The organism is Bacillus sp. V59.32b, assembly GCF_003429085.1.
Taxonomy (GTDB): domain Bacteria; phylum Bacillota; class Bacilli; order Bacillales; family DSM-1321; genus Peribacillus.
Genome location: NZ_QVTC01000089.1, coordinates 1 through 22,608 on the forward strand (window position 1 = coordinate 1; position 22,608 = coordinate 22,608).

Below are 22,608 nucleotides of genomic sequence, written 5' to 3' on the forward strand. Positions count from 1 at the left end.
CATCATCCTTGAATAGACACCGCACGAGAAAATGCGTATGCATTTTCGAGGAGTCTCGCAGATTCCCTTCCCAATAACAACATTATCGTTTAACAGAGCCTTAAAGATAAAGAAAGTATACTTTTCTAATTTTGACTATGTATCACTACGACGTACAGGACGTGACTTGCGTCGACGAAGACATAAGGACGTGGCGGTATTAGTCGTTCTTCCTTTTTAAAAAGGGGCTCGACGTAAGACATAACGATGTGGCAGACTTTAGTCGATGTTCCTTACTTACAGGGCGCATCCGCTTTTTTTATATGGGTCTTGAGCCGCTTGTTTTAAAATGGAAAAAAGAGTACGATTTTTGGATAGACGGAGTGTGGACAATGAAGATTTTCGTTGGTTTAGGAAACCCGGGAAAACAATATGAACAAACGAGGCATAACATCGGCTTTGAGGTAATTGATGAGTTATCAAAAAAATGGGCGATCCCCCTAGATCAAGCAAAGCATAAAGGCATCTACGGAATTGGCACGGTGAACGGTGAAAAAGTACTGCTGCTTAAACCGTTGACGTATATGAATCTCTCGGGTGAATCAATCGCGGCCGTTATGAATTTCTTCAAAGCGGAGCTAGAGGATATCGTTGTTTTATATGATGATTTAGATTTGCCGGTTGGAAGAATCCGTCTGCGTCAAAAAGGCAGTGCCGGCGGACATAATGGAATTAAATCTACAATCGCCCATCTTGGCACCCAGGAATTTAACCGGATACGTATTGGCATTGGACGTCCTGTCGGAAGAATTCCGGTGATTGATTATGTGCTGGGCCGCTTTATGAAGGAAGAGTGGGAAACGATGAGCAAAGTCATTGAAAAATGTGCGGAAGCTTGCGAAGATTGGACAAGGAAACCATTTTTACAAGTAATGAATGAACACAATCAATAATGCTTAAGTGATAAATAAATATTCCCTGATGCCATGAATAAGACTCTCCTATTTCGGTTTATACTAAAAATATTAAGCGCGAATAGGGGGTTAAGGAATGGCTCTCCATTATCATTGCCGGCATTGTGGTACAAAGATTGGAACGCTCCAGAAACAAACACTGAATTCAGAGCAGTTAGGATTTAATCACCTTAATAATGAAGATCGGCAAGACATGATTGTCTATGATTCTGCTGGAGACATCCATGTGAAAGCGATATGTGAAGACTGCCACGAATCATTGCAAAGAAATCCCGATTTACACGAAAATGATTATATTATCCATTAAACGGAGGAAGCTTTGGTAGAACCAAAGCGTTTTTTCCGTTTGGCAGATAAGTTAATAAACTTCCTATCTGCATAAGTGCAACTAACTACGCCTTTTCTTCGCCTTGAAAGGCTCGCCAGTCGGCGAGTTTTCTTTATTTAATTTTATTGGAAGGTCACGACGTTTGGACATGAAAGATTACGTGACTTGTTAAGTGAGAGGAGGTACAAACATGGATGGATTGCAGAGCTTGTTTTCAAGACAAGATGATGTGCAGTCAGTGATCACAGGCATTGATGAAGGACTGAGAGAACAACTGGTGGCCGGGTTATCCGGTTCCTCGAGATCGATGCTCATTGCCTCGGTATATGAAGAGACAAAAAGGCCTATTTTATTAGTTACACATAATCTTTTACAGGCTCAAAAATTTCATGAGGATTTATCCGGCTTTTTGCCTGAAGAGGAATTATATATATATCCAGCTAACGAGCTTATAGCCGCAGAGCTGAGCGTAGCGAGTCCAGAACTCCGGGCTCAGCGTATAGAGGCTTTGAATTACTGGTCCAGTGGAGTGAAAGGGATTGTCATTGTACCGATTTCAGGGCTTCGTAAGCTGTTGCCGCCAAAAGATGTTTGGAAAAACTACCAATCAGTCTTTAAGGTTGGCGATGACCTTGATTTGGAAGAGACCCTTAATACGTTTATATCAATGGGGTATCAAAGAACAGAAATGGTTTCGACCCCGGGTGAATTTAGTGTAAGGGGCGGCATTATCGATGTATATCCAATAACAGAAAACAATCCGGTTCGAATCGAGTTATTCGACACAGAAATCGATTCAATCAGAACCTTTTCCATAGAAGATCAGCGTTCCGTCAAAAAGCTTTCAACCGTCCTTATTGGTCCGATGACAGAAGCCTTGCTGGAACCAAGACATGTTGAAAGTATTATTGATAACCTTGAAAAAGGGCTTGCTAGAAGTTTAAAGAAATTAAAGGATGAGAAAGCAAAAGAGCAAATGGTTCAAACGATTGGTTTCGAATTGGAGCAGCTCCAGAACGGGTCTGTACCCGAACAAATATCTAAATACTTAGGGCTGGCTTATGAAAAACCGGCTAGTTTAATAGATTACCTGCCGGCAAACGGGATTGTCATACTAGATGAAATCAGCCGAATTCAAGAGATGAGTGAATCGCTCGAAAAAGAAGAAGCCCAGTGGCATACCGATCTTCTGAGTGAAGGGCGGATTATTCACGATATCCGATTATCGAATAAGCTCCCGGAACTAATTGTGGGATCCAGCCGACCTTTTGTATATTTATCCTTGTTTTTACGGCATGTGCCGCATACCAATCCGCAGAATATCTTGAATTTGACATCCAAGCAGATGCAGAACTTCCATGGACAGATGCATGTGTTCAAATCTGAGGTCGAGCGTTGGAAAAAAAGCAAATTTGCTGTTGTTATCCTCGGTCCTGATGAAGAAAGAGTGAAAAAGCTGAACAGGGTGTTAGATGACTATGAAATAGAAGCGGCGGAGCTTGATGAAGAAAGCAGCAGTATCCTTCCAGGTAAAATCCAAATCCTTAAAGGGAATTTAAATAATGGTTTCGAGCTGCCCATGCAAAAACTCGCTGTGATTACCGAACAGGAATTATTTAATAAGCGGACGAAAAAGTCTATCCGAAGGCAAAAACTCACCAATGCAGAGAGAATAAAAAGCTATTCGGAGCTTAAGGTCGGGGACTATGTAGTTCATGTCAATCATGGGATTGGCAAGTACCTTGGAATTGAGACGCTTAGTATTAATAATGTCCATAAAGATTATCTTCAAATTCGTTATCAGGGTGACGATAAATTGTACGTCCCTGTTGACCAAATCGATCTCGTTCAAAAATATGTCGGATCTGAAGGAAAAGAACCGAAGCTTTATAAAATGGGCGGCAGTGAATGGAAACGGGTTAAAAGCAAGGTACAATCGTCTGTCGAAGATATTGCTGATGATTTGATTAAATTATATGCTGAGCGTGAAGCAGCAAAAGGCTATGCCTTTTCTCCGGATGGCGATATGCAAAGAGAGTTTGAAGTGGCATTTGCTTATAATGAAACAGAAGATCAATTACGTTCCATCAACGAAATAAAAAAAGACATGGAACGCGAGCGGCCGATGGATCGCCTTCTTTGTGGGGATGTGGGCTACGGTAAGACGGAAGTGGCCATCAGGGCGGCCTTTAAGGCAATTATGGATGGCAAGCAAGTCGCCTTTTTGGTCCCGACAACCATTTTGGCGCAACAACATTATGAAACGTTAAGGGAAAGATTCCAGGACTTCCCGATCACCATTGGACTTTTGAGCCGTTTTCGTTCTAAAAAGCAGCAGACGGAAACGACTAAAGGACTAAAGGCTGGCACGGTGGATATTGTTGTGGGAACTCACAGGCTTTTGTCAAAGGATATTCAATATCGCGATCTCGGTTTGCTGATTATTGATGAAGAACAGCGGTTTGGAGTAACCCATAAGGAAAAAATAAAAAAGCTGAAAACAAATGTGGATGTTTTAACTTTAACGGCAACGCCGATTCCGCGAACACTGCATATGTCGATGCTTGGAGTAAGAGATTTATCTGTAATCGAAACCCCTCCGGAGAATCGCTTTCCGGTGCAAACATATGTTATGGAATATAACGGCGGACTGGTAAGAGAAGCCATTGAAAGAGAATTAGCTCGAGACGGACAGGTTTACTTTCTATATAACAGGGTAGAGGATATAGCAAGAAAAGCAGAAGAAATTTCCATGTTGGTGCCGGATGCGCGTGTTACCTTTGCCCATGGGCAAATGACCGAGCAAGAGCTGGAATCTGTTATGTTTGGTTTTCTGGATGGGGAATACGATGTCTTAGTCAGCACTACGATTATCGAAACCGGTGTAGATATTCCAAATGTGAATACACTAATCGTGCATGAAGCGGATAGAATGGGGCTCTCGCAGCTTTATCAACTTCGTGGACGGGTAGGCCGCTCCAATCGAGTTGCCTATGCCTACTTTACTTATCGCAAGGACAAGGTCCTTACAGAAGTGGCTGAAAAGAGGCTTCAGTCCATAAAGGAATTCACTGAGTTAGGTTCAGGATTCAAAATTGCGATGCGTGATTTATCGATTCGCGGGGCGGGAAATTTGTTGGGAGCACAGCAACATGGATTTATCGATTCTGTGGGCTTTGATCTATACTCACAAATGCTGAAAGAAGCAGTGGAAGTCCGGAAGAACGATAAACCTATAGATAAAGAACCACAACTGGAAATCGACCTGGATGTAGATGCCTACATTCCTGACTCTTATATTTCCGACGGGCATCAAAAAATTGAGATATACAAAAGGTTCAGGGGAGTTGCGTCTCTTGAGGAACTCGAGGAATTGCAGGAAGAAATGCTTGACCGTTTTGGAGAATATCCGGATGAGGTTACCTATTTATTAACGATTGCAGAGACGAAAATCTTTGCTATTCAGGCAGGTATTGAAAGCATTAAACAGGCAAAACAGGATATCTCGATTCTCATCTCGGAAAAAGAAAGCAGCACGATTGATGGACAGAAGGTTTTTCAATTAGGTTCAAAGTATGGGCGTATGGTCGGTTTTGGTATGGAAGCTGGAAGAATGAAGCTTGTTTTGCACACAAAAGGCACAGAAGCAGAAAAGTGGCTTCATGTACTGAATGAGCTTGTAAAAGGTCTACAGCACGTAAAACATGAGAATCAAACCACAGCATAATTGTTCTGATTTACTGTGAAGCTTTTTTGCTTTTGTCTGCCTTTGATGGGAAGAACACCAAAAGAAAGAAAAATTCAATCAAAATGTATAGAACTTTCCATATGAAAAAATACTAAGTGCAAGCATGGTAATGGTTTTTAAAATGGTGAAATCGTCACCCCAAAAAATCAATGAGATGAAAGTGAGGCAACACAAGATGAAAGCAACTGGTATTGTTCGCCGAATTGATGATTTAGGTAGAGTGGTTATTCCTAAAGAAATCCGCAGAACCCTTCGTATCCGAGAAGGAGATCCATTAGAGATTTTTGTGGACAGAGATGGAGAAGTAATCCTAAAAAAATATTCCCCTATCAGTGAATTAGGTGATTTTGCAAAAGAGTATGCAGAAGCTTTATATGATAGTCTGGGCAATCCGGTGTTAATTTGCGATCGTGACACTTATATCGCGATGGCAGGAGGTTCCAAAAAAGATTATCTCAATAAAAGTATTAGTGATTTAGTGGAAAAATCGATGGAAGATCGTCATTCTTTGCTTGAAACCCAAAAAGGGAGCATTGCCTTAGTGGACGGAAACGAAGAAGATGTTCAATCCTATACAATCGGACCGATCATTGCGAATGGAGACCCGATTGGAGCGGTCGTCATTTATTCTAAAGAAGCAACGGTCGGCGAGGTTGAGCAAAAAGCAGTTGAAACGGCAGCAGGATTTTTGGCAAGACAAATGGAATCATAAAGAAGAAAAAAGACGGGTCAGGGGCCCGGCTTACATACGTTTAATAATGAGAGGCAGCGCCAGGCTGCCTCTCGTGTTATGTTATAATACAACCACAACATAAGAGTCAGGAAGGGGAAAGTCAATGGCTGAGAAGCCTGAACATCTATCAAAAAAGCTGTTTGAGGGGGCTTTACTCCTAACATTTGCAGCTATTCTTATCAAAGTTCTCAGCGCGGCCTACAGAATCCCTTATCAGAATATCACGGGTGATATCGGATTTTATATATACCAACAGGTATACCCTTTTTATGGGATTGCTGTTGCTTTTTCTACCTTTGGTTTTCCGATGATCATTTCAAAGTTAATTGCCGAAAGACATTCATCGAGATTAACGATTAAAGAAATCATGCTTACTTCTTTTGTTATCCTGAGTCTGGTTGGTTTATTGCTTTTTGGAGGCTTATACTTTGGCGCAGACTTTATTGCAGGGCAGATGAGGGATCCTGAGCTTGCTGATCTTATCCAGATTATAGCCTTTTCCTTTTTGCTCATGCCATTTATCTCGGTAGTCAGGGGCTATTATCAAGGATTTCATAATATGCTTCCAACAGCTGCTTCCCAAATTTTTGAGCAAATCGTGAGAATAAGTACCATTCTCGTGTTTTCATTTGTGCTGATGCAGCAAGGATATTCATTGTATGTCGTTGGTGCAGGTGCGGCATTTGGTTCAATAGCCGGCGGAGTGACAGCTGTGCTTGTACTTGTATCATTTGTAGGGCTACGAAAAGACTGGAAAAGAGTGCGGCAGTCCAAGTTCGGAGCAAAGACTTTTCCCGTGATTACCAGGATTTTGTTATGGCAAGGTCTTTCCTTTTGTATCGCAAGTTTGATTCTGGTTTTGATGCAGCTTGTAGATTCGATGAATTTGTACATGCTTTTAAGAAAAGGTGGGTTAGGGGAAATCGCGGCCAAGGAATGGAAAGGTGTGTACGATCGCGGGCAGCCACTTATTCAGCTCGGAACCGTTGTCTCCAATTCCATTGCTTTGTCACTTGTCCCGTTGCTTTCAGGCTATGTTCAACAAAAGAAGAGAAGCGAAATGATTTCTATCATTAAAATGGTACTTTTAATCAGCCTGATGATAGGGGCAGCCGCGGCTGTCGGCCTTATTTGCATTATGGAGCCTGCGAATTATATGCTTTTTACAGACAATCAAGGAAGTGCCGAATTAGCGGTATTATCTGTTTCAATCATTTTTACGTCCGTGATCATGGCCGAAGCTTCGATATTACAAAGCCTAGGGCATAATCTTGAAACGATTTTAATCGTTGTCACTGGGATCGCGTTAAAATGGCTATTAAATCTAGTGCTCGTTCCCCATTCTCTTATTATGGGGGCATCCTACGCTACGGTCATCTCATTTTTTGTAATGTCCCTTCTTTTTTTTGCTGTACTAAAAAAACATCTCAAACAGCCATTATTTGATAAACAGCAGCTGCTGATACTCCTTCAAGCCACTATTTTAATGGGCGTATTAGTGTGGGGCTTTAACGGGGCTATCAATCAAGTCTTTGAGGATATGCCTTCAAACAGAATACTGGCAGCTTTTCAAGCTTTGAGCGGAGTGTTATTAGGAGGATGTATATTTGTAGCGGTCATCCTTCGCAGAGGAATGTTTACTCGCCGTGAATTAGAAATGCTCCCGGTAGGAACCAAATTGGTTAAATTTCTTTACAGATAGGAATGGATAAACTTTCTTATTTGCATCAGGGCAACCATGCCTAATCTCCGCCTTTAAGGCTCGCCAATCGGCGAGTTTTCTTTAAACTGAACATGAAAGGAGCGATTGCAACGGTGAAAAGTGAAATTACAATCCTTGGCCTTGGAGCCGGTGATTTGGATCAGCTTCCATTGGGGATTTATAAGAGACTAAAGCAGGCATCCCTCTGCCTCGTGCGCACAATCGATCATCCGGTTATAGATGAATTAAGCGCTGAAGGAGTCCTCTTCGAGAGCTTTGATCATATATATGAAAAGCATGAAAGGTTTGAGAAGGTGTATGAAGACATTTCAGAAACCTTGCTCAGCAGAGCGGAACGAGAGCCTGTCATTTACGCGGTTCCGGGACACCCGATGGTTGCGGAGAAAACGGTACAGTTATTATTGGAGAAAGGACCGGGACGGGATATTTCGATAAAGATAGAAGGTGGACAAAGCTTTCTTGATGCGCTGTTCAAGGCGTTAAAAATTGATCCCATTGACGGGTTTCAATTATTGGATGGAACTGCACTGTCAAAGGATGATCTGCATACAAATCAACACATGATTATCGGACAGGTTTACGATTCTTTTGTTGCCTCGGATGTAAAGCTGACTTTGATGGAGAAACTACCTGATGATCATGAAGTATATATTGTCAAAGCTGCGGGCAGCAAGGAAGAGGTAATAAAAAAAGTTGATCTGTATGAATTGGATCGGCAGATGGAAGAATTGAGCAACTTAACAAGCGTGTATGTCCCACCGGTTGAAAATGAGACTTATCGGTACAAAGAATTTTCTAAATTAAGAGAGATTATTGCTGTGTTGAGGAGCCCAAACGGCTGCCCGTGGGATAAGAAACAAACGCATAAAAGCCTAAAGCCTTATTTAATAGAGGAAGCTTATGAATTAATTGATGCAATAGATGAAGAAGATGATGACGGGATGATTGGTGAACTGGGCGATGTTTTATTGCAGGTTATGCTTCATTCCCAAATAGCAGAAGACGAAGGCATGTTTACAGTCGATGATGTAATTGAGGGAATATCGGCAAAAATGGTCCGCCGCCATCCGCATGTATTTGGCAGTGTACAGGTAGAAGGTACGGAGGACGTATTGGATAATTGGCAAAGAATTAAAGCGGAAGAGAGGGCGGAGGAAGGAAATACGGAGAAATCATTGCTTGATGGTGTCGGCAAATCTTTACCAAGCCTCATTCGTGGATTTGAGCTGCAAAAACGGGCGGCTAATGTCGGTTTTGATTGGAAAGATGTTTCCGGTGCCTGGGATAAGGTTAAAGAAGAGGTATCAGAACTCGAAATCGAGTTTAATAAGCAACATAACACAGAAGATATTAAAAATGAGCTGGGTGATCTTTTCTTTGCGCTTGTAAATGTATCCAGATTCTATGGAATCCAGGCAGAGGAAGCGATGAACGCAACAAACCGAAAATTTTATAACCGATTTACATACATTGAATCCCTTGTTAAACAAAGCGATAAACCTTTCAGTGATTATACACTGGAGGAATTGGATCATTTTTGGGAAGAGGCAAAAGCCAAGGGATATTGATTAGGGAGGAAGAAATATGTCCATGCGACTTGATAAATTTTTAAAGGTTTCCCGCTTAATTAAGCGCCGTACCCTTGCAAAAGAAGTAGCGGATAAAGGAAGAGTATACATTAATGGCCAACAGGCGAAAGCAAGCTCAGTGGTGAAGGTCGGTGATGAATTGTCCGTGCAGTTCGGCCAGAAAAAAGTAACGGTTGTCATCAATCGAATCCAGGATACAACCAAAAAAGAAGAAGCGGCTGATATGTACACTGTTCTTAAAGAAGAAAACATGGCTGAGGAGAATCGCCTGTAAGGGCTTGTTCTAATTTTCGAGCGGACACATATACTTCTACAAAATGTGTTAATGTGAGGGATGAAGATGAGCCAATATTTTGACCCGGCACAAAACAGTACAAAGGCTACAGTTCAGGAACATGATGTGGTGATGAGGGGACGCCGTTTATTGGAAATAACCGGTGTTAAGCAAGTGGAGAGCTTTGATAATGAAGAATTCCTTTTAGAAACGGTGATGGGCTTTTTATCAATCCGCGGACAAAACCTGCAAATGAAAAACCTGGACGTAGACAAAGGAATCGTTTCTATCAAAGGCAAAATTTTTGATTTGATTTACTTGGACGATCATTCGGGAGAAAAGGCTAAAGGCTTCTTTGGCAAATTATTCAAATGACGTTATCCGTACAGTTTTATACTCTGATAGCGATGATTGGCATGGGCAGTTACTTTGGAGCTGCCCTTGATACGTACAATCGCTTTTTAAAGAGATCAAAGAGAAAAAGCTGGATCGTCTTCGCGAATGATTTCCTATTTTGGGTCGCTCAGGGCTTGCTAATTTTCTATGTGTTATTTTTGGTGAATGAAGGAGAATTGCGGTTTTATTTATTTCTCGCTCTTTTATGCGGTTTTTCCGCCTATCAAGCGCTACTTAAGGGTTTGTTCAACAAATTTTTGGAGTCGATGATCCATTTTATCGTCGCGACTTCAAATTTTATTGCAAAATCATTTCAAACTCTCATTTTTCATCCGATAAAATGGGTAATAGCTAGTATTTTTTTTCTATTGGTTAGTCTCGGAAAAGGTATTTATGCACTGTTCGGGCTTCTTGTAAAGATGATACAATCAGTATTAGGAATGGCGATACGCCCTTTTGGCTGGATACTAAAAGGAATTTGGAGCTATTCCCCACAATTTGTAACGAAAAATGTCGAAAAATTTTATAAGAAGCTTACAGGATTTCTTTATAGATTCAAGAATGTTATTAAGAGCATAGTAGCGAAATGGAGAAACAAATCTGATTAAGGAGTGGTAAAATGGGCAGCGTCAGGAAAAAGAAAGTGACACAAATCGAATCCTCTTATGTCTTTCAACAAGAAAGAAAAGTACAATCTGTTGAAAAAAAGAAGCGCGGCTTAAGACGCCGGCTGACTTTCTACGCGGTTTGTGCTTTTGTCCTTTCTATCCTGGCTGTTTCCACTCTCCTAACACAAGCGGCTACTTTGAAGGAAAAAGAACATAAGAAAGAGCAATTACAAACCAAGCTGGCGAAGCTTGAAAAGAACGAAGAGCTTTTAAAAGAGGAAATCACCAAATTGAACGATGACGAATATATAGCGAAATTGGCCAGACGGGATTACTTTTTGTCTGATAAAGGGGAAATTATTTTTAACCTGCCTAAAAAAAAGGAAGACAGTGACTAATATTGACACTGTTTTTTTCCTTTCGTTATAATATAATGTAAGTGATTTCTAAATTTCTAAGGAGGAACATTTTTTTTATGTCAATCGAAGTAGGCAGCAAGTTACAAGGGAAAGTAACAGGCATTACAAATTTTGGAGCGTTCGTTGAATTGCCGGAAGGTTCAACTGGGCTTGTTCATATCAGTGAAGTGGCTGACAATTATGTAAAAGATATTAACGATCATCTTAAAGTCGGCGACCAGGTAGAAGTGAAAGTCATTAATGTTGAGAAAGACGGCAAAATTGGCTTGTCTATCAAGAAAGCTGTAGACAAACCGGAAGGACAACAACAATCTTATTCCGGGCGCCCACGTCAGGGAAGAGGGAACGACAGCCGTTCTAAAGATTTCCGCTCGAAGGGGAATTTCCAGCCGAAGGAAAACTTCGATCAAAAGATGGCTCGTTTCTTAAAAGATAGTGAAGAACGTTTAACCTCTCTCAAGCGCAGTACCGAAACAAAACGGGGAGGCAGAGGAGGAAGACGCGGATAACCTGCTGCTGAAATAAAGGTATAGCCATTTTTTCATTTGAAAAATTTATATGATAGATAAAGGCAGACTCCCGGGAGTCTGCCTTCTTTTAGTGCTAAGTGTAACTTTTACAACTTGATGGCTGTCCAGCTACGACATATAGGACGTGATTTGTGCCGATGTCACCGCAGGACGTGCGGCCTTAGGCGATGTTCCTTTTACAGGGCGCTTGCGCTTTTCTTTAGGTCTGCAAAGAGTGAGATGTCAATATATATGAAGAAAGCTGCCTTTTAAAAAAGGAGGTGTATCTGATTTATTATGTGATTGCTTTATTCTTGCTCTTTTTGTTGTGGCTTTTTCTTGCTCACAGGCATGGATTTACTTCTTCGCAACTTGGGCCACTCATCATTTATGTAATAGGCGTTTGCATACTCACCGCAGGAACTTTGTTTTTTGGAATTTTTTATGTGCTGCCCTTTATTGTTTTAGGTTTTGGATTAATGGTTGTCGCACTACTGATCGGTATTGTCGCATGGCTTTTCAATAGAAAATGACATAGATAGCGGCGGGTGGGACCAATGACCTCACGGTTAAACCTTATGCTCTAGCCGCCGCGCAATAAATCTTGTATTGCCAGGCAGAATTAATTGTCAACCGTAATTTTAATATTTTGTCGTCCAGAAAGTTTAATTTATGTATTCCACCTTTTATCCACAAAAAAAAGATAAAAAATCTCCTTTTCTTATCCATACGATACTTGCTTACACAATCATTCCTCTTATTTTCTTTAGAAATCTGTTCAGTTATGCGTAATTGGAAAGAAATTAGTCGAACTTTTCATATTTGCATTTACAAGATTGTGACAAAATTATAAACAGTCGCTATTTATAATGAAACACAACTAATTGAAATGGGAGTGTTTCCAATGGAAAAGATTGAACGAAATGTAATAGAGCCCATGGCCGATGTTCAGTTACAGAATGCCAAAACAGATGCGATCAATTGGTTCAATCATCTTCAAACGAAGGCAGAAGATGTTTTTTTGAGAAAGGGATTTGTACTGTTGATCATCGGTTTCTTACTGGGACGAGCTCTAATTCTTTCTCAACTTGCTCCATTTGGCCTGCCATTTTTTGCAGCCGTATACATGATGCGACGTGATAAGGCACCTGTCGCATTGGTTGGGCTAATAGCGGGAGCGATTACGGTACATTATTTAAACGCCATTACGGTCTTTATATCCGCCTTTCTCTTGATGCTCATATATAAAGTGAAAAAACCGGGGCTGGAGGGACAATTTAAAACGATGTCCATCTATGTGTTTGTTTCGCTTGTCCTTGTCAATTTAGCAGAGCAATATATCAGTGCACGCAGCATTCAAATATATGATGGGATGATGATAGGAGTGGAGGCAGGCCTGGCGATGATTTTAACGCTGATCTTCATTCAATGCCTCCCGCTTTTGTCAGTTAGAAAAAAAACGCAGGCATTAAAAACGGAAGAAATTATAAGTATCATCATTTTACTTGCGTCGGTTATGACCGGAACGATTGGATGGACTATCTATGACCTATCCTTAGAACATATATTATCCAGGTACCTAGTCCTGTTATTCGGGCTGGCTGGTGGAGCAGCGATCGGTTCCACGGTTGGTGTCGTCACGGGCTTAATTTTCAGCCTCGCTAGTGTCACAAGCCTCTATCAGATGAGCCTGCTTGCCTTTTCGGGGCTGCTTGGCGGGCTTTTAAAAGAAGGCAAAAAGATTGGGGTTTCGTTTGGCCTTTTGATTGCTACCCTTTTAATCGGCTTATACGGAGAAGGTTCGAACAATATCATGCTTACCATGTATGAATCTCTATGTTCAATCATGCTTTTTCTGTTAACACCTTCTTCGATCATCGGTAATGTTGCCAGACATATCCCGGGAACATCGGAGCATTCCAACGAACAACAACAATATATGAGGAGAATGAGGGATGTAACCGCGCAAAGGGTTACCCAATTTTCAAGTGTGTTCGAAGCATTATCGAATAGCTTTTCACAAATAGATGAACGGGGCCAAGTGGACGAGGATGAAAAAGAATTAGACTATTTCCTGAGCAATGTTACGGAAAAGACCTGTCAAATGTGCTTTAAAAAAGAACAGTGCTGGTCCAATAATTTTGATACAACATACGCTAGTATGCAGGAAATCATGCACCAGCTCTATGAAAACGATGGCCAGCTTCCGCCGAACACGGCCAGAGAGTGGGGAAAATATTGTTCCCGGAGTCCGCAAGTGATTGCGGCCATTTCGCAAGAATTAATGTATTATCAGGCCAACCAAAATTTGAAAAAGCAAGTGAAGGAAAGCAGGAAATTAGTCGCGGACCAACTTCGGGGCGTGTCGGCCGTCATGGACGATTTTGCAAAGGAGATTCAGCGGGAGAGACAGAACCACCACCTCCAGGAGGAACAAATTTTAGAGGCGATCCAAGACTTCGGCTTACATATTGGACATGTAGAAATTTATAACCTCGAACAGGGAAATATCGATATTGAGATGAGTATCCCGTATTGTCATGGAAGAGGAGAGTCAGAAAAACTTATAGCGCCGATGCTTTCAGATATAGTGGGAGAAACAATCGTGGTACATTCAGAAGAATGTGCTGCCTACCCTAGTGGACAATGTCATGCTGTATTCAGATCCGCGAAAAAGTATACCGTAGAAACAGGGGTGGCTCATGCGGCCAAGGGAGGAGGGCTTGTATCAGGAGATAGTTTCACCACGATGGAAATTGGCTGCGGCAAGTATGCGTTAGCCATCAGTGATGGAATGGGGAATGGAGAAAGGGCCCATTTCGAAAGCACGGAAACACTGAAGCTGCTGCAAAAATTTTTACTATCGGGAATAGAAGAAAAAATTGCGATTAAATCGGTGAACTCTGTATTGTCTTTGCGAACTACGGATGAAATTTTTTCCACCCTTGATTTGGCAATGATCGATTTACAGGATGCAAAAGCGAAGTTTCTCAAAATATGTTCGACCCCGAGCTTCATTAAAAGAGGCGATAAGGTAATAAAAATTGAATCCAGTAATCTTCCTATCGGAATCATTCAAGAATTTGACGTAGATGTCGTCTCGGAGGAGTTAAAAGCCGGCGATCTGCTGATTATGATGAGTGATGGGATTTTCGAAGCGCCGAAACATGTTGAGAATTTTGACTTTTGGATGAAACGAAAGATAAAGGAATTGCAGACCGATGATCCCCAGGAAATAGCAGATATCTTTTTAGAAGAGGTTATCCGGTCAAGGGGGATGATAGATGATGATATGACGATTGTTATTGCAAAAATAGAGCATAACACTCCAAAGTGGGCATCAATCCCGGTCAATGCCTTCCGAAAAAGAGCATAATCCCGTATAAATTCTCCCCTTTTGGTTAAGGATGGTAACACCAAAATGTAAGGGGAGATTGTTATGAAACCAGGAACACTGCGTCAAATCTTACTTATAACCGATGGCTGTTCAAACCAGGGAGAGGACCCGGCTGCAGTAGCGGCACTAGCCCGGGAGCAAGGCATAACTGTTAACGTGATCGGAGTCATGGAAAATGACGTAATTGATGAGAGCGGCATGAAGGAAATTGAATCTATCGCTCTATCGGGGGGAGGGGTAAGCCAAATTGTTTATTCTCAAGCGCTGTCCCAAACCGTGCAGATGGTGACGAAGAAAGCTATGACTCAGACGATTCAGGGAGTTGTTAATAAAGAACTGCAACAAATATTAGGGAACTCTGTAAAAATGGAAGACCTTCCGCCGGAAAAACGTGGAGAAGTAATGGAGGTCGTGGACGAACTCGGTGAAACGAGTCAATTAGAAGTGCTGGTACTTGTCGATACAAGCGCGAGTATGAAGCACAAGCTTCCTACGGTAAAGGATGCGCTTTTGGACCTGTCCTTAAGCATGAATGCCAGGATGGGGGATAATCAGTTTTCTGTGTTTGTATTTCCCGGGAAAAAGAAGGATGTCGAAAAACTGCTCGATTGGACTCCAAAACTTGAAGTGCTGACAAAAATTTTCCCAAAACTCACGACTGGCGGTATCACTCCAACAGGACCGGCCATTAATGAAGCTCTCGATTGCTTCAATAAAAAACGCTCATTAAGGGGATTGTTATCAGATGATGATGAACAATACTTTGAGGAATCAGTGTAACGTTCTTCCCGGCACCATCATTACGGGGAAATGGAATAAAAACGATTATAAAATCATTAAAGAATTAGGCTGCGGCGCAAACGGAATTGTCTATCTGGCTGAGAACAACCGGCAATACGTGGCGTTAAAGCTTAGTGACAATGGTGTATCCATAATGTCGGAGATGAATATTCTTAAAGCCTTTTCCAAGGTCCAAGGATCCATCCTTGGACCTTCTTTTATGGAAGCCGATGATTATGTGAAAAATGGTAAAATGATGCCATTTTATGTAATGGAATATATAAAGGGCGAAAGTTATCTCCCTTTCATTCAAAATAACGGTCAGGCATGGATCGGCGTTTTGATGCTCCAGCTGCTATCCAGTCTATCTATTTTACATAAACAAGGCTGGGTGTTTGGAGATTTAAAGCCTGAAAATTTAATTGTTACCCTCCCCGCCTATAAAATACGTTGTATTGATGTAGGAGGAACAACGTTAGTTGGAAGGTCCGTCAAAGAGTTCACTGAGTTTTTTGACAGAGGATATTGGGGAATGGGTTCAAGAAGGGCTGATCCCGAATATGATTTATTTGCCGTTGCCATGATTATGATTAATTCGTCTTACCCGACGCGTTTTTCCAAAAATGGAGAAGGGTATACACAGCTTAAAGACTTGGTTAGGCAAAAGAAAGAATTAACACCTTATAAAGCAATAATCGAAAAAGCTCTTTTAGGTAAATATTCTTCAGCAGATGAGATGCGACACGATCTGATCGGGATCCTAAACAGGCAATCCACTAAAAAACAGGCCCCGAAATCAACGCCTTCAGGCAATCTTTCAGCAACAAGCCAAACCAGGAAGACGCGAAGTAACAATAAAAAGAGTTTGAAAAAGCGCAAAGGAAGCATGATCGAAACGGTCGTATTAGTGACGATTGTTTCAATGCTGTATATGCTCTACATTTATGGACAGCTCTTATGATATAGTTAAGGAGATTTAATGATGAAACCATTTTAATTCTGGAACGTAATATAGGGACAGGCATTCATGTAAGCTTAGCCATCCCAAAGAACAGAAGGAAGATACTATGTTCAGAAAAAAGATCCTTGACTATATGGATAAACATAACTTAATCCCAGAGAAATCCAAGCTTCTTGTCGGAGTAAGCGGGGGACCGGATTCGCTTGTCTTGCTTCACTTTCTTCATTCGATAAGTGAAGAACTTGAATTGGAGCTTGTAGCTGCCCATGTCGACCACATGTTCAGGGGAGATGAGTCCTATCAGGATTATTTATTTGTGGAAAAGGTATGTAAGGAATGGCAGATACCTTTTCAAGGAAAAAGGATAAATGTTACGGAGTATATAAACCGCACTGGTGAAAGTACACAAAATGCCGCAAGAAAGCTTCGTTACGCTTTCTTTAAAGAAGTAATGGATACATACCGATTATCTGGTTTGGTTTTAGGTCATCATGGAGATGACCAAATCGAAACGATGCTGATGAGGACAACACGCGGAGCATCGGGAATGGCAAGAGCAGGCATACCGGTAAAAAGGAATTTTCATGGCGGTTTTCTCATACGGCCATTCCTTGCTGTGAGCAAGGATGAAATTATGGAATACGCCAAGCAAAACGCGTTGACACCGAGAATGGATCCAAGCAATGAAAAGGGTGTCTATGTTCGGAATCGTTTTCGCTTATCGGTACTTCCATTTTTGAAAAAAGAAAATCCGAAAACACATGAACATTATCAGCGCTTCAGCGAGGAACTTTTTGAGGATGAGGCTTATTTGCTGGAACTCGCGGCTAAACATTTAGAAAAGATCTGGATCCGGAAGCAAAAGGACGGGGCGTCCATACACATGGAATCATTAATGGCAATGCCAAAACCTTTACAAAGAAGAGCCATTCAACTAATATTAGAATATCTTTATATAGAAAGGCCTTCATCGCTTTCAGCATTACATATTGATCATATTTTAGCTTTGTTTTTTAATCCTCAACCATCCGCTGAATTCCATCTTCCGGACGGGCTGATTGTGGAAAAATCTTATGGTACAGGTGTCTTTCGATTCTTTCAAAAATCCAGCCCGGGTTACACGTTTTCACTTCAAATTCCCGGTGAGATTATTCTTCCGAATGGATATAAAATTAAAGCGCAATATATAAATGGAGAAATCCCTGAGTCGGAGGGAAATCATTCCTTTATCATTGCAGCAGCCGAAGCTGATCTCCCGCTTACAATCCGTACGAGGAAGAATGGAGACAGAATGTCTGTAAAAGGCTTGGATGGCTCAAAAAAACTAAAGGATATTTTCATTAATGAAAAAATTGCGATGTCAGAACGTAATGATTGGCCCGTTGTCGTCAATCAAAGGGAAGAGATTCTATGGCTCCCGGGATTAAAAAAGTCGAAACACGAACTGACAGAGCACCTTAATGAACAGTGTTTAATTTATTTAAAATATAAGCAAGCTTAATTCTTCTAGGGGGAAATCAATCACAATGACCATGCAGAATGACATTGAAAAAGTATTAATAACGGAGGAAGAAATCCAGAAAGCCATCAAAGAGCTCGCGAATCAGTTGGGAAACGAATACAAAAACCGTTTCCCGCTTGCGATTGGTGTTTTAAAAGGCGCCATGCCATTTATGGCTGATTTATTAAAACGGATTGATTCCCACCTGGAAATGGATTTCATGGATGTATCAAGCTATGGAAATTCTACCGTATCTTCCGGTGAGGTAAAAATTATTAAAGACTTGGATACTTCAGTGGAAGGCCGGGACATCTTAATTATTGAAGATATCATCGATAGTGGTTTAACGCTGAGCTATTTAGTGGAATTATTTCGTTATAGAAAAGCAAAGTCGATTAAAATTGTGACGCTGCTCGATAAGCCAACGGGAAGGAAAGCAGATATAAAACCCGATTATACAGCGTTCGTTGTGCCTGATGAATTTGTGGTAGGCTACGGGCTCGACTATGCGGAAAGATATCGCAACCTTCCATACATCGGTGTATTGAAACCTGAGATTTACTCAGGTAAATAAGCCGCTTTCTCATTAATGTTTATCTGATATATTCCATGGGTGTTAATTTATTGTAATACAATTATTTTCTATGATAAGATTTACTATAGTTTGTTTTATCGTGAGAGGAGACAAGGGATGAATCGGATCTTCCGTAATACCATATTTTATTTACTTATCTTTTTGGTGATCATTGGTATTGTAAGCATTTTTAATAATAACAATGAGCCAACTGTGGATATAACCCAGGACCAATTCTTTGAACACTTGGAAAATGGGGAGGTTAAATCATTAACTCAGCAGCCTGAACGCGGTGTTTACGAGATCAGGGGACAGTTGGATGATTATGAGGAAAACCAGTATTTCCTGACGTATGTAACATATAGCGAGGCAACCCAGGAGCGTCTCGACCAGGCCGTCGCTGAAAACAAGGTGGACAATGCTGCAGAAGTATTGCCGGCAAAAGAGACAAATGGCTGGGTATCATTCTTCACGGCCATCATCCCGTTTGTCATCATCTTCATTCTTTTCTTTTTCCTGCTTAACCAGGCTCAAGGCGGCGGCGGCCGTGTCATGAACTTCGGAAAAAGCAAGGCAAAGCTTTACAACGACGAAAAGAAAAAAGTTCGTTTTAAAGACGTCGCCGGTGCGGATGAGGAAAAACAGGAATTGGTTGAAGTTGTTGAATTCCTGAAGGATCCGCGCAAATTCGCCGAGCTCGGTGCACGCATACCAAAGGGTGTCCTTCTTGTAGGACCTCCAGGTACGGGTAAAACCTTGCTGGCGCGAGCGGTAGCCGGGGAAGCGGGCACACCGTTCTTCTCAATCAGCGGTTCCGACTTTGTTGAAATGTTTGTCGGGGTTGGGGCATCCCGCGTACGTGATTTGTTTGAAAATGCGAAGAAAAATGCTCCGTGTATTATCTTTATTGATGAGATTGATGCGGTTGGACGCCAGCGTGGAGCCGGTTTAGGTGGGGGCCATGATGAGCGCGAACAAACGCTTAACCAATTGCTTGTAGAGATGGACGGTTTTGGTGGAAATGAAGGAATTATCATCATTGCCGCTACAAACCGTGCTGATATTCTTGACCCGGCATTGCTCCGACCAGGCCGTTTCGACCGTCAAATTACGGTTGGACGCCCAGATGTTAAAGGCCGTGAAGCAGTACTTAAGGTTCACGCACGTAATAAGCCATTGAGTGACGGTGTTGACTTAAAGGCAATTGCGCAGCGTACACCAGGCTTTTCCGGTGCAGACCTTGAAAACCTATTGAATGAAGCGGCGCTTGTAGCTGCCCGCCAAGATAAAAAGAAAATTGATATGTCCGATTTGGATGAGGCCTCGGATCGAGTCATTGCCGGTCCAGCCAAGAAAAGTCGGGTTATTTCCAAAAAAGAACGGAATATCGTTGCCTTTCATGAAGCCGGGCATACCATTATCGGTTTAGTATTAGATGATGCCGAAATAGTCCATAAAGTGACCATTGTTCCCCGCGGGCAGGCTGGCGGATATGCTGTCATGCTTCCGAAGGAAGACCGTTTCTTTATGACAAAACCGGAACTTCTCGATAAAATTGCAGGACTTCTAGGCGGCCGCGTCGCTGAAGATGTTGTTTTTGGCGAAGTGAGTACGGGAGCCCACAATGACTTCCAGCGTGCAACAGGTATCGCGAGAAGCATGGTAACCGAATACGGAATGAGCGATAAGCTTGGACCGCTTCAATTCGGCCAAACACAAGGCCAGGTATTTTTAGGCCGTGATTTTAACAATGACCAAAACTATTCAGATGCTATCGCCTATGAAATCGACTTGGAAATCCAGCGCATTATCAAGGAATCGTATGAACGTGCCAAGAAAATCATCATTGAACATAGAGAACAGCTTGAGACTATCGCGAAAACCTTACTAGAGATTGAAACTTTAGATGCGGAACAAATAAAGAGTCTATTTGAACACGGTAAATTGCCGGAGCGTGATTATACGGCTCTCAACGGTAGAATAGATGGCGATGATGACGTAAAGGTGACGATTCAATCCAAGAAAGAAGAAAAAGAAGCCCTTCTTAAGCCTTTGGATGAAAGAAATCCTGATCCGTTGGAAGTAAGGGATGAAGAAACTAACACTCCGGGTATAGAAGAAGGACATCCGCAGGATAAACCTCTATCCTTCCCGAATGAAGACGATAGAAAAAATAAAGAGTAACGTTTGTATAGGTATTTCCGTGAAAGCGGAGATGCCTTTTTTTCTGGGGAAGCTACCTGAATATAGGGAGGGATTTCCTTGGTCGAAGGCTTAGTTAATGGCAGAGAAAAAAACTTATGTGGTATGATGTTGAAGAATAAATTGCCGGAGTGATGATCGATGATTTTTGTTTTGGATGTAGGGAATACAAATACAGTGATAGGTGTTTATGACAATGACCACTTAAAATATCACTGGAGGATTGAAACGAATCGCCATAAAACAGAAGATGAATACGGCATGATTATTAAGTCATTATTGGAACAAGAAGGGTTATCCTTTCATGAATTCGACGGGATTATCATTTCATCCGTTGTTCCGCCGATTATGTTTGCCCTTGAAAGAATGTGCCAAAAATACTTTCAAATAAAACCGCTTGTTGTTGGTCCTGGAATCAAAACAGGACTGAATATAAAATATGAAAATCCCAGAGAAGTAGGAGCGGACAGAATCGTGAACGCTGTCGCAGGAATTCATGAATACGGCGGTCCTCTTATCATCGTCGACTTTGGTACGGCGACAACGTATTGTTACATTAATGAAGAGAAACAATATATGGGTGGGGCTATCGCACCGGGAATCAGCATTTCGACAGAGGCGCTCTATTCAAAGGCGGCAAAACTGCCGCGGATCGAGATTGCCCGGCCTGAAGATATTATCGGCAAAAACACAGTGGCTGCGATGCAGGCAGGAATTTTATTCGGTTATGTAGGGCAGGTAGAGGGAATCGTCAGCAGAATGAAGGCACAAAGCATAAAGGAGCCTAAAGTGATCGCTACTGGAGGACTTGCCAGCTTAATTGCCAACGAATCAAACAGCATTGACATGGTTGATCCGTTTTTAACCTTGAAAGGACTGCAGCTCATTTATAAACGAAACATAGATCAACATAAAAGCAGGTAATACACCCAGGAAAGGGGCATATAGGATGAAGGATTATTTAGTAAAGGCTTTAGGTTATAACGGACAGGTACGCGCGTATGCTGTTTCGACAACTGAAACAGTCGGGGAAGCACAGAGGCGCCATTATACGTGGCCGACAGCTTCTGCGGCGCTTGGGCGATCGATGACAGCCGGCCTGATGATGGGAGCGATGCTTAAGGGAGAGGACAAGCTCACCATTAAAGTGGAAGGCGGAGGCCCGCTCGGTGCCATCCTCGTTGATAGCAATGCAAAAGGAGAGGTGCGGGGCTATGTGACCAATCCACAAACTCATTTTGACTTAAACGAACAAGGAAAATTGGATGTACGGAGAGCAGTGGGGACTGAAGGAACTTTGAGCGTTGTGAAAGATATAGGACTTCGGGAAAATTTCAGCGGGCAGGTTCCAATTGTCTCAGGGGAGCTTGGAGAAGACTTTACCTATTACTTTGCCACGTCGGAACAGGTTCCTTCTTCCGTTGGTGTTGGCGTCTTGGTTAACCCAGACAATTCGATACTCGCAGCCGGAGGATTTATCATTCAATTACTGCCTGGGACTGATGATGAGACAATCTCTCAAATTGAAGAACGGTTAAGCAAGATCCCTCCGATCTCAAAAATGATCCAAGATGGATTAACACCTGAGGAAATTCTTGAACAAGTATTAGGGGAAGGCAATGTAAAAATTCTTGAGACCATGCCGGTCGAATTCAAATGTCAATGTTCCCGGGAACGGATCGGAAATGCCCTTATCAGCTTAGGGAAAGAAGAAATTCGCGATATTATCGAGACGGAAGGACAAGCAGAAGCACAGTGCCATTTCTGTAATGAAACCTATCAATTTTCAAGCGATGAATTAGAGGAACTTCAAGAAGAAGCGAAGTAGATGAAATAATTCAAAAATATTGACATTGATGGATGAAAACGGTACATTTTATATAAAACCAATAAAAATACTTGGTATTAGGAGT

At 41.8% G+C, this 22,608-nt stretch carries 19 protein-coding genes; all 19 read left to right on the forward strand.

Translation table 11 applies throughout. The features are described from left to right. The first annotated feature begins 371 nt into the window (after positions 1-371). Complete coding sequence (pth, locus tag D0463_RS17175; protein ID WP_117308599.1) at positions 372-932, forward strand: aminoacyl-tRNA hydrolase; 561 nt, start codon at positions 372-374, stop codon at positions 930-932. A gap of 97 nt (positions 933-1,029) precedes the next feature. Continuing rightward, on the forward strand, positions 1,030-1,260 hold the full coding sequence (gene fin / locus D0463_RS17180; RefSeq protein ID WP_117308600.1) for an anti-sigma-F factor Fin: 231 nt from the start codon (positions 1,030-1,032) through the stop codon (positions 1,258-1,260). Between the two features lie 211 nt (positions 1,261-1,471). Then, on the forward strand, positions 1,472-5,008 hold the full coding sequence (gene mfd, locus D0463_RS17185; RefSeq protein ID WP_117308601.1) for a transcription-repair coupling factor: 3,537 nt from the start codon (positions 1,472-1,474) through the stop codon (positions 5,006-5,008). Positions 5,009-5,204: 196 nt separating this feature from the next. Next, the gene (spoVT, locus tag D0463_RS17190) at positions 5,205-5,741 is read left to right on the forward strand and encodes a stage V sporulation protein T (RefSeq protein ID WP_117308602.1); all 537 of its coding nucleotides are present in this window, start codon (positions 5,205-5,207) and stop codon (positions 5,739-5,741) included. A gap of 124 nt (positions 5,742-5,865) precedes the next feature. Then, complete coding sequence (locus D0463_RS17195) at positions 5,866-7,464, forward strand: putative polysaccharide biosynthesis protein (RefSeq protein WP_117308603.1); 1,599 nt, start codon at positions 5,866-5,868, stop codon at positions 7,462-7,464. 113 nt (positions 7,465-7,577) lie between these two features. After that, positions 7,578-9,053, forward strand: a complete 1,476-nt coding sequence (gene yabN, locus D0463_RS17200) for a bifunctional methyltransferase/pyrophosphohydrolase YabN (RefSeq protein ID WP_254052844.1) — start codon at positions 7,578-7,580, stop codon at positions 9,051-9,053. A gap of 22 nt (positions 9,054-9,075) precedes the next feature. Then, complete coding sequence (locus D0463_RS17205) at positions 9,076-9,348, forward strand: RNA-binding S4 domain-containing protein (RefSeq protein ID WP_117308626.1); 273 nt, start codon at positions 9,076-9,078, stop codon at positions 9,346-9,348. Between the two features lie 66 nt (positions 9,349-9,414). Further along, positions 9,415-9,723 carry a sporulation protein YabP gene (yabP, locus tag D0463_RS17210; protein ID WP_117308605.1) on the forward strand — a complete coding sequence of 103 codons (309 nt, stop codon included), beginning with the start codon at positions 9,415-9,417 and terminating at the stop codon, positions 9,721-9,723. Further along, complete coding sequence (yabQ, locus tag D0463_RS17215; RefSeq protein WP_117308606.1) at positions 9,720-10,352, forward strand: spore cortex biosynthesis protein YabQ; 633 nt, start codon at positions 9,720-9,722, stop codon at positions 10,350-10,352. Before yabP ends, yabQ begins: the two co-directional genes overlap by 4 nt. An 11-nt stretch (positions 10,353-10,363) precedes the next feature. Next, positions 10,364-10,750, forward strand: a complete 387-nt coding sequence (locus tag D0463_RS17220) for an FtsB family cell division protein (RefSeq protein ID WP_117308607.1) — start codon at positions 10,364-10,366, stop codon at positions 10,748-10,750. Between the two features lie 77 nt (positions 10,751-10,827). Next, positions 10,828-11,280 (forward strand): S1 domain-containing RNA-binding protein, encoded by a 453-nt coding sequence (locus D0463_RS17225; protein WP_117308608.1) that lies wholly within the window; start codon positions 10,828-10,830, stop codon positions 11,278-11,280. Between the two features lie 904 nt (positions 11,281-12,184). Continuing rightward, positions 12,185-14,656, forward strand: coding sequence for a stage II sporulation protein E (gene spoIIE / locus D0463_RS17235; RefSeq protein WP_117308610.1), 2,472 nt, complete (start codon positions 12,185-12,187; stop codon positions 14,654-14,656). Between the two features lie 63 nt (positions 14,657-14,719). Next, complete coding sequence (locus D0463_RS17240; protein WP_117308611.1) at positions 14,720-15,457, forward strand: vWA domain-containing protein; 738 nt, start codon at positions 14,720-14,722, stop codon at positions 15,455-15,457. After that, positions 15,426-16,418, forward strand: coding sequence for a protein kinase domain-containing protein (locus D0463_RS17245; RefSeq protein WP_117308627.1), 993 nt, complete (start codon positions 15,426-15,428; stop codon positions 16,416-16,418). Before D0463_RS17240 ends, D0463_RS17245 begins: the two co-directional genes overlap by 32 nt. Before the next feature lie 106 nt (positions 16,419-16,524). Next, positions 16,525-17,919 (forward strand): tRNA lysidine(34) synthetase TilS, encoded by a 1,395-nt coding sequence (gene tilS, locus D0463_RS17250; RefSeq protein ID WP_117308612.1) that lies wholly within the window; start codon positions 16,525-16,527, stop codon positions 17,917-17,919. 31 nt (positions 17,920-17,950) lie between these two features. Further along, complete coding sequence (gene hpt, locus D0463_RS17255; protein WP_117308628.1) at positions 17,951-18,493, forward strand: hypoxanthine phosphoribosyltransferase; 543 nt, start codon at positions 17,951-17,953, stop codon at positions 18,491-18,493. A gap of 117 nt (positions 18,494-18,610) precedes the next feature. Beyond that, the gene (gene ftsH, locus D0463_RS17260) at positions 18,611-20,677 is read left to right on the forward strand and encodes an ATP-dependent zinc metalloprotease FtsH (protein WP_117308613.1); all 2,067 of its coding nucleotides are present in this window, start codon (positions 18,611-18,613) and stop codon (positions 20,675-20,677) included. A gap of 159 nt (positions 20,678-20,836) precedes the next feature. Further along, positions 20,837-21,619, forward strand: a complete 783-nt coding sequence (locus D0463_RS17265; RefSeq protein WP_117308614.1) for a type III pantothenate kinase — start codon at positions 20,837-20,839, stop codon at positions 21,617-21,619. A gap of 25 nt (positions 21,620-21,644) precedes the next feature. Next, positions 21,645-22,523 (forward strand): Hsp33 family molecular chaperone HslO, encoded by an 879-nt coding sequence (gene hslO, locus D0463_RS17270; protein WP_117308615.1) that lies wholly within the window; start codon positions 21,645-21,647, stop codon positions 22,521-22,523. Positions 22,524-22,608 lie beyond the last annotated feature (85 nt).

Excerpts from the sequence above, each read along its gene's own strand:
- pth (WP_117308599.1), top strand. The coding sequence starts at position 372 with ATGAAGATTTTCGTTGGTTTAGGAAACCCGGGAAAACAATATGAACAA.
- fin (WP_117308600.1), top strand. The coding sequence starts at position 1,030 with ATGGCTCTCCATTATCATTGCCGGCATTGTGGTACAAAGATTGGAACG.
- mfd (WP_117308601.1), top strand. The coding sequence starts at position 1,472 with ATGGATGGATTGCAGAGCTTGTTTTCAAGACAAGATGATGTGCAGTCA.
- spoVT (WP_117308602.1), top strand. The coding sequence starts at position 5,205 with ATGAAAGCAACTGGTATTGTTCGCCGAATTGATGATTTAGGTAGAGTG.
- D0463_RS17195 (WP_117308603.1), top strand. The coding sequence starts at position 5,866 with ATGGCTGAGAAGCCTGAACATCTATCAAAAAAGCTGTTTGAGGGGGCT.
- D0463_RS17205 (WP_117308626.1), top strand. The coding sequence starts at position 9,076 with ATGCGACTTGATAAATTTTTAAAGGTTTCCCGCTTAATTAAGCGCCGT.
- yabP (WP_117308605.1), top strand. The coding sequence starts at position 9,415 with ATGAGCCAATATTTTGACCCGGCACAAAACAGTACAAAGGCTACAGTT.
- yabQ (WP_117308606.1), top strand. The coding sequence starts at position 9,720 with ATGACGTTATCCGTACAGTTTTATACTCTGATAGCGATGATTGGCATG.
- D0463_RS17220 (WP_117308607.1), top strand. The coding sequence starts at position 10,364 with ATGGGCAGCGTCAGGAAAAAGAAAGTGACACAAATCGAATCCTCTTAT.
- D0463_RS17225 (WP_117308608.1), top strand. The coding sequence starts at position 10,828 with ATGTCAATCGAAGTAGGCAGCAAGTTACAAGGGAAAGTAACAGGCATT.
- spoIIE (WP_117308610.1), top strand. The coding sequence starts at position 12,185 with ATGGAAAAGATTGAACGAAATGTAATAGAGCCCATGGCCGATGTTCAG.
- D0463_RS17240 (WP_117308611.1), top strand. The coding sequence starts at position 14,720 with ATGAAACCAGGAACACTGCGTCAAATCTTACTTATAACCGATGGCTGT.
- D0463_RS17245 (WP_117308627.1), top strand. The coding sequence starts at position 15,426 with ATGATGAACAATACTTTGAGGAATCAGTGTAACGTTCTTCCCGGCACC.
- tilS (WP_117308612.1), top strand. The coding sequence starts at position 16,525 with ATGTTCAGAAAAAAGATCCTTGACTATATGGATAAACATAACTTAATC.
- hpt (WP_117308628.1), top strand. The coding sequence starts at position 17,951 with ATGCAGAATGACATTGAAAAAGTATTAATAACGGAGGAAGAAATCCAG.
- ftsH (WP_117308613.1), top strand. The coding sequence starts at position 18,611 with ATGAATCGGATCTTCCGTAATACCATATTTTATTTACTTATCTTTTTG.
- D0463_RS17265 (WP_117308614.1), top strand. The coding sequence starts at position 20,837 with ATGATTTTTGTTTTGGATGTAGGGAATACAAATACAGTGATAGGTGTT.
- hslO (WP_117308615.1), top strand. The coding sequence starts at position 21,645 with ATGAAGGATTATTTAGTAAAGGCTTTAGGTTATAACGGACAGGTACGC.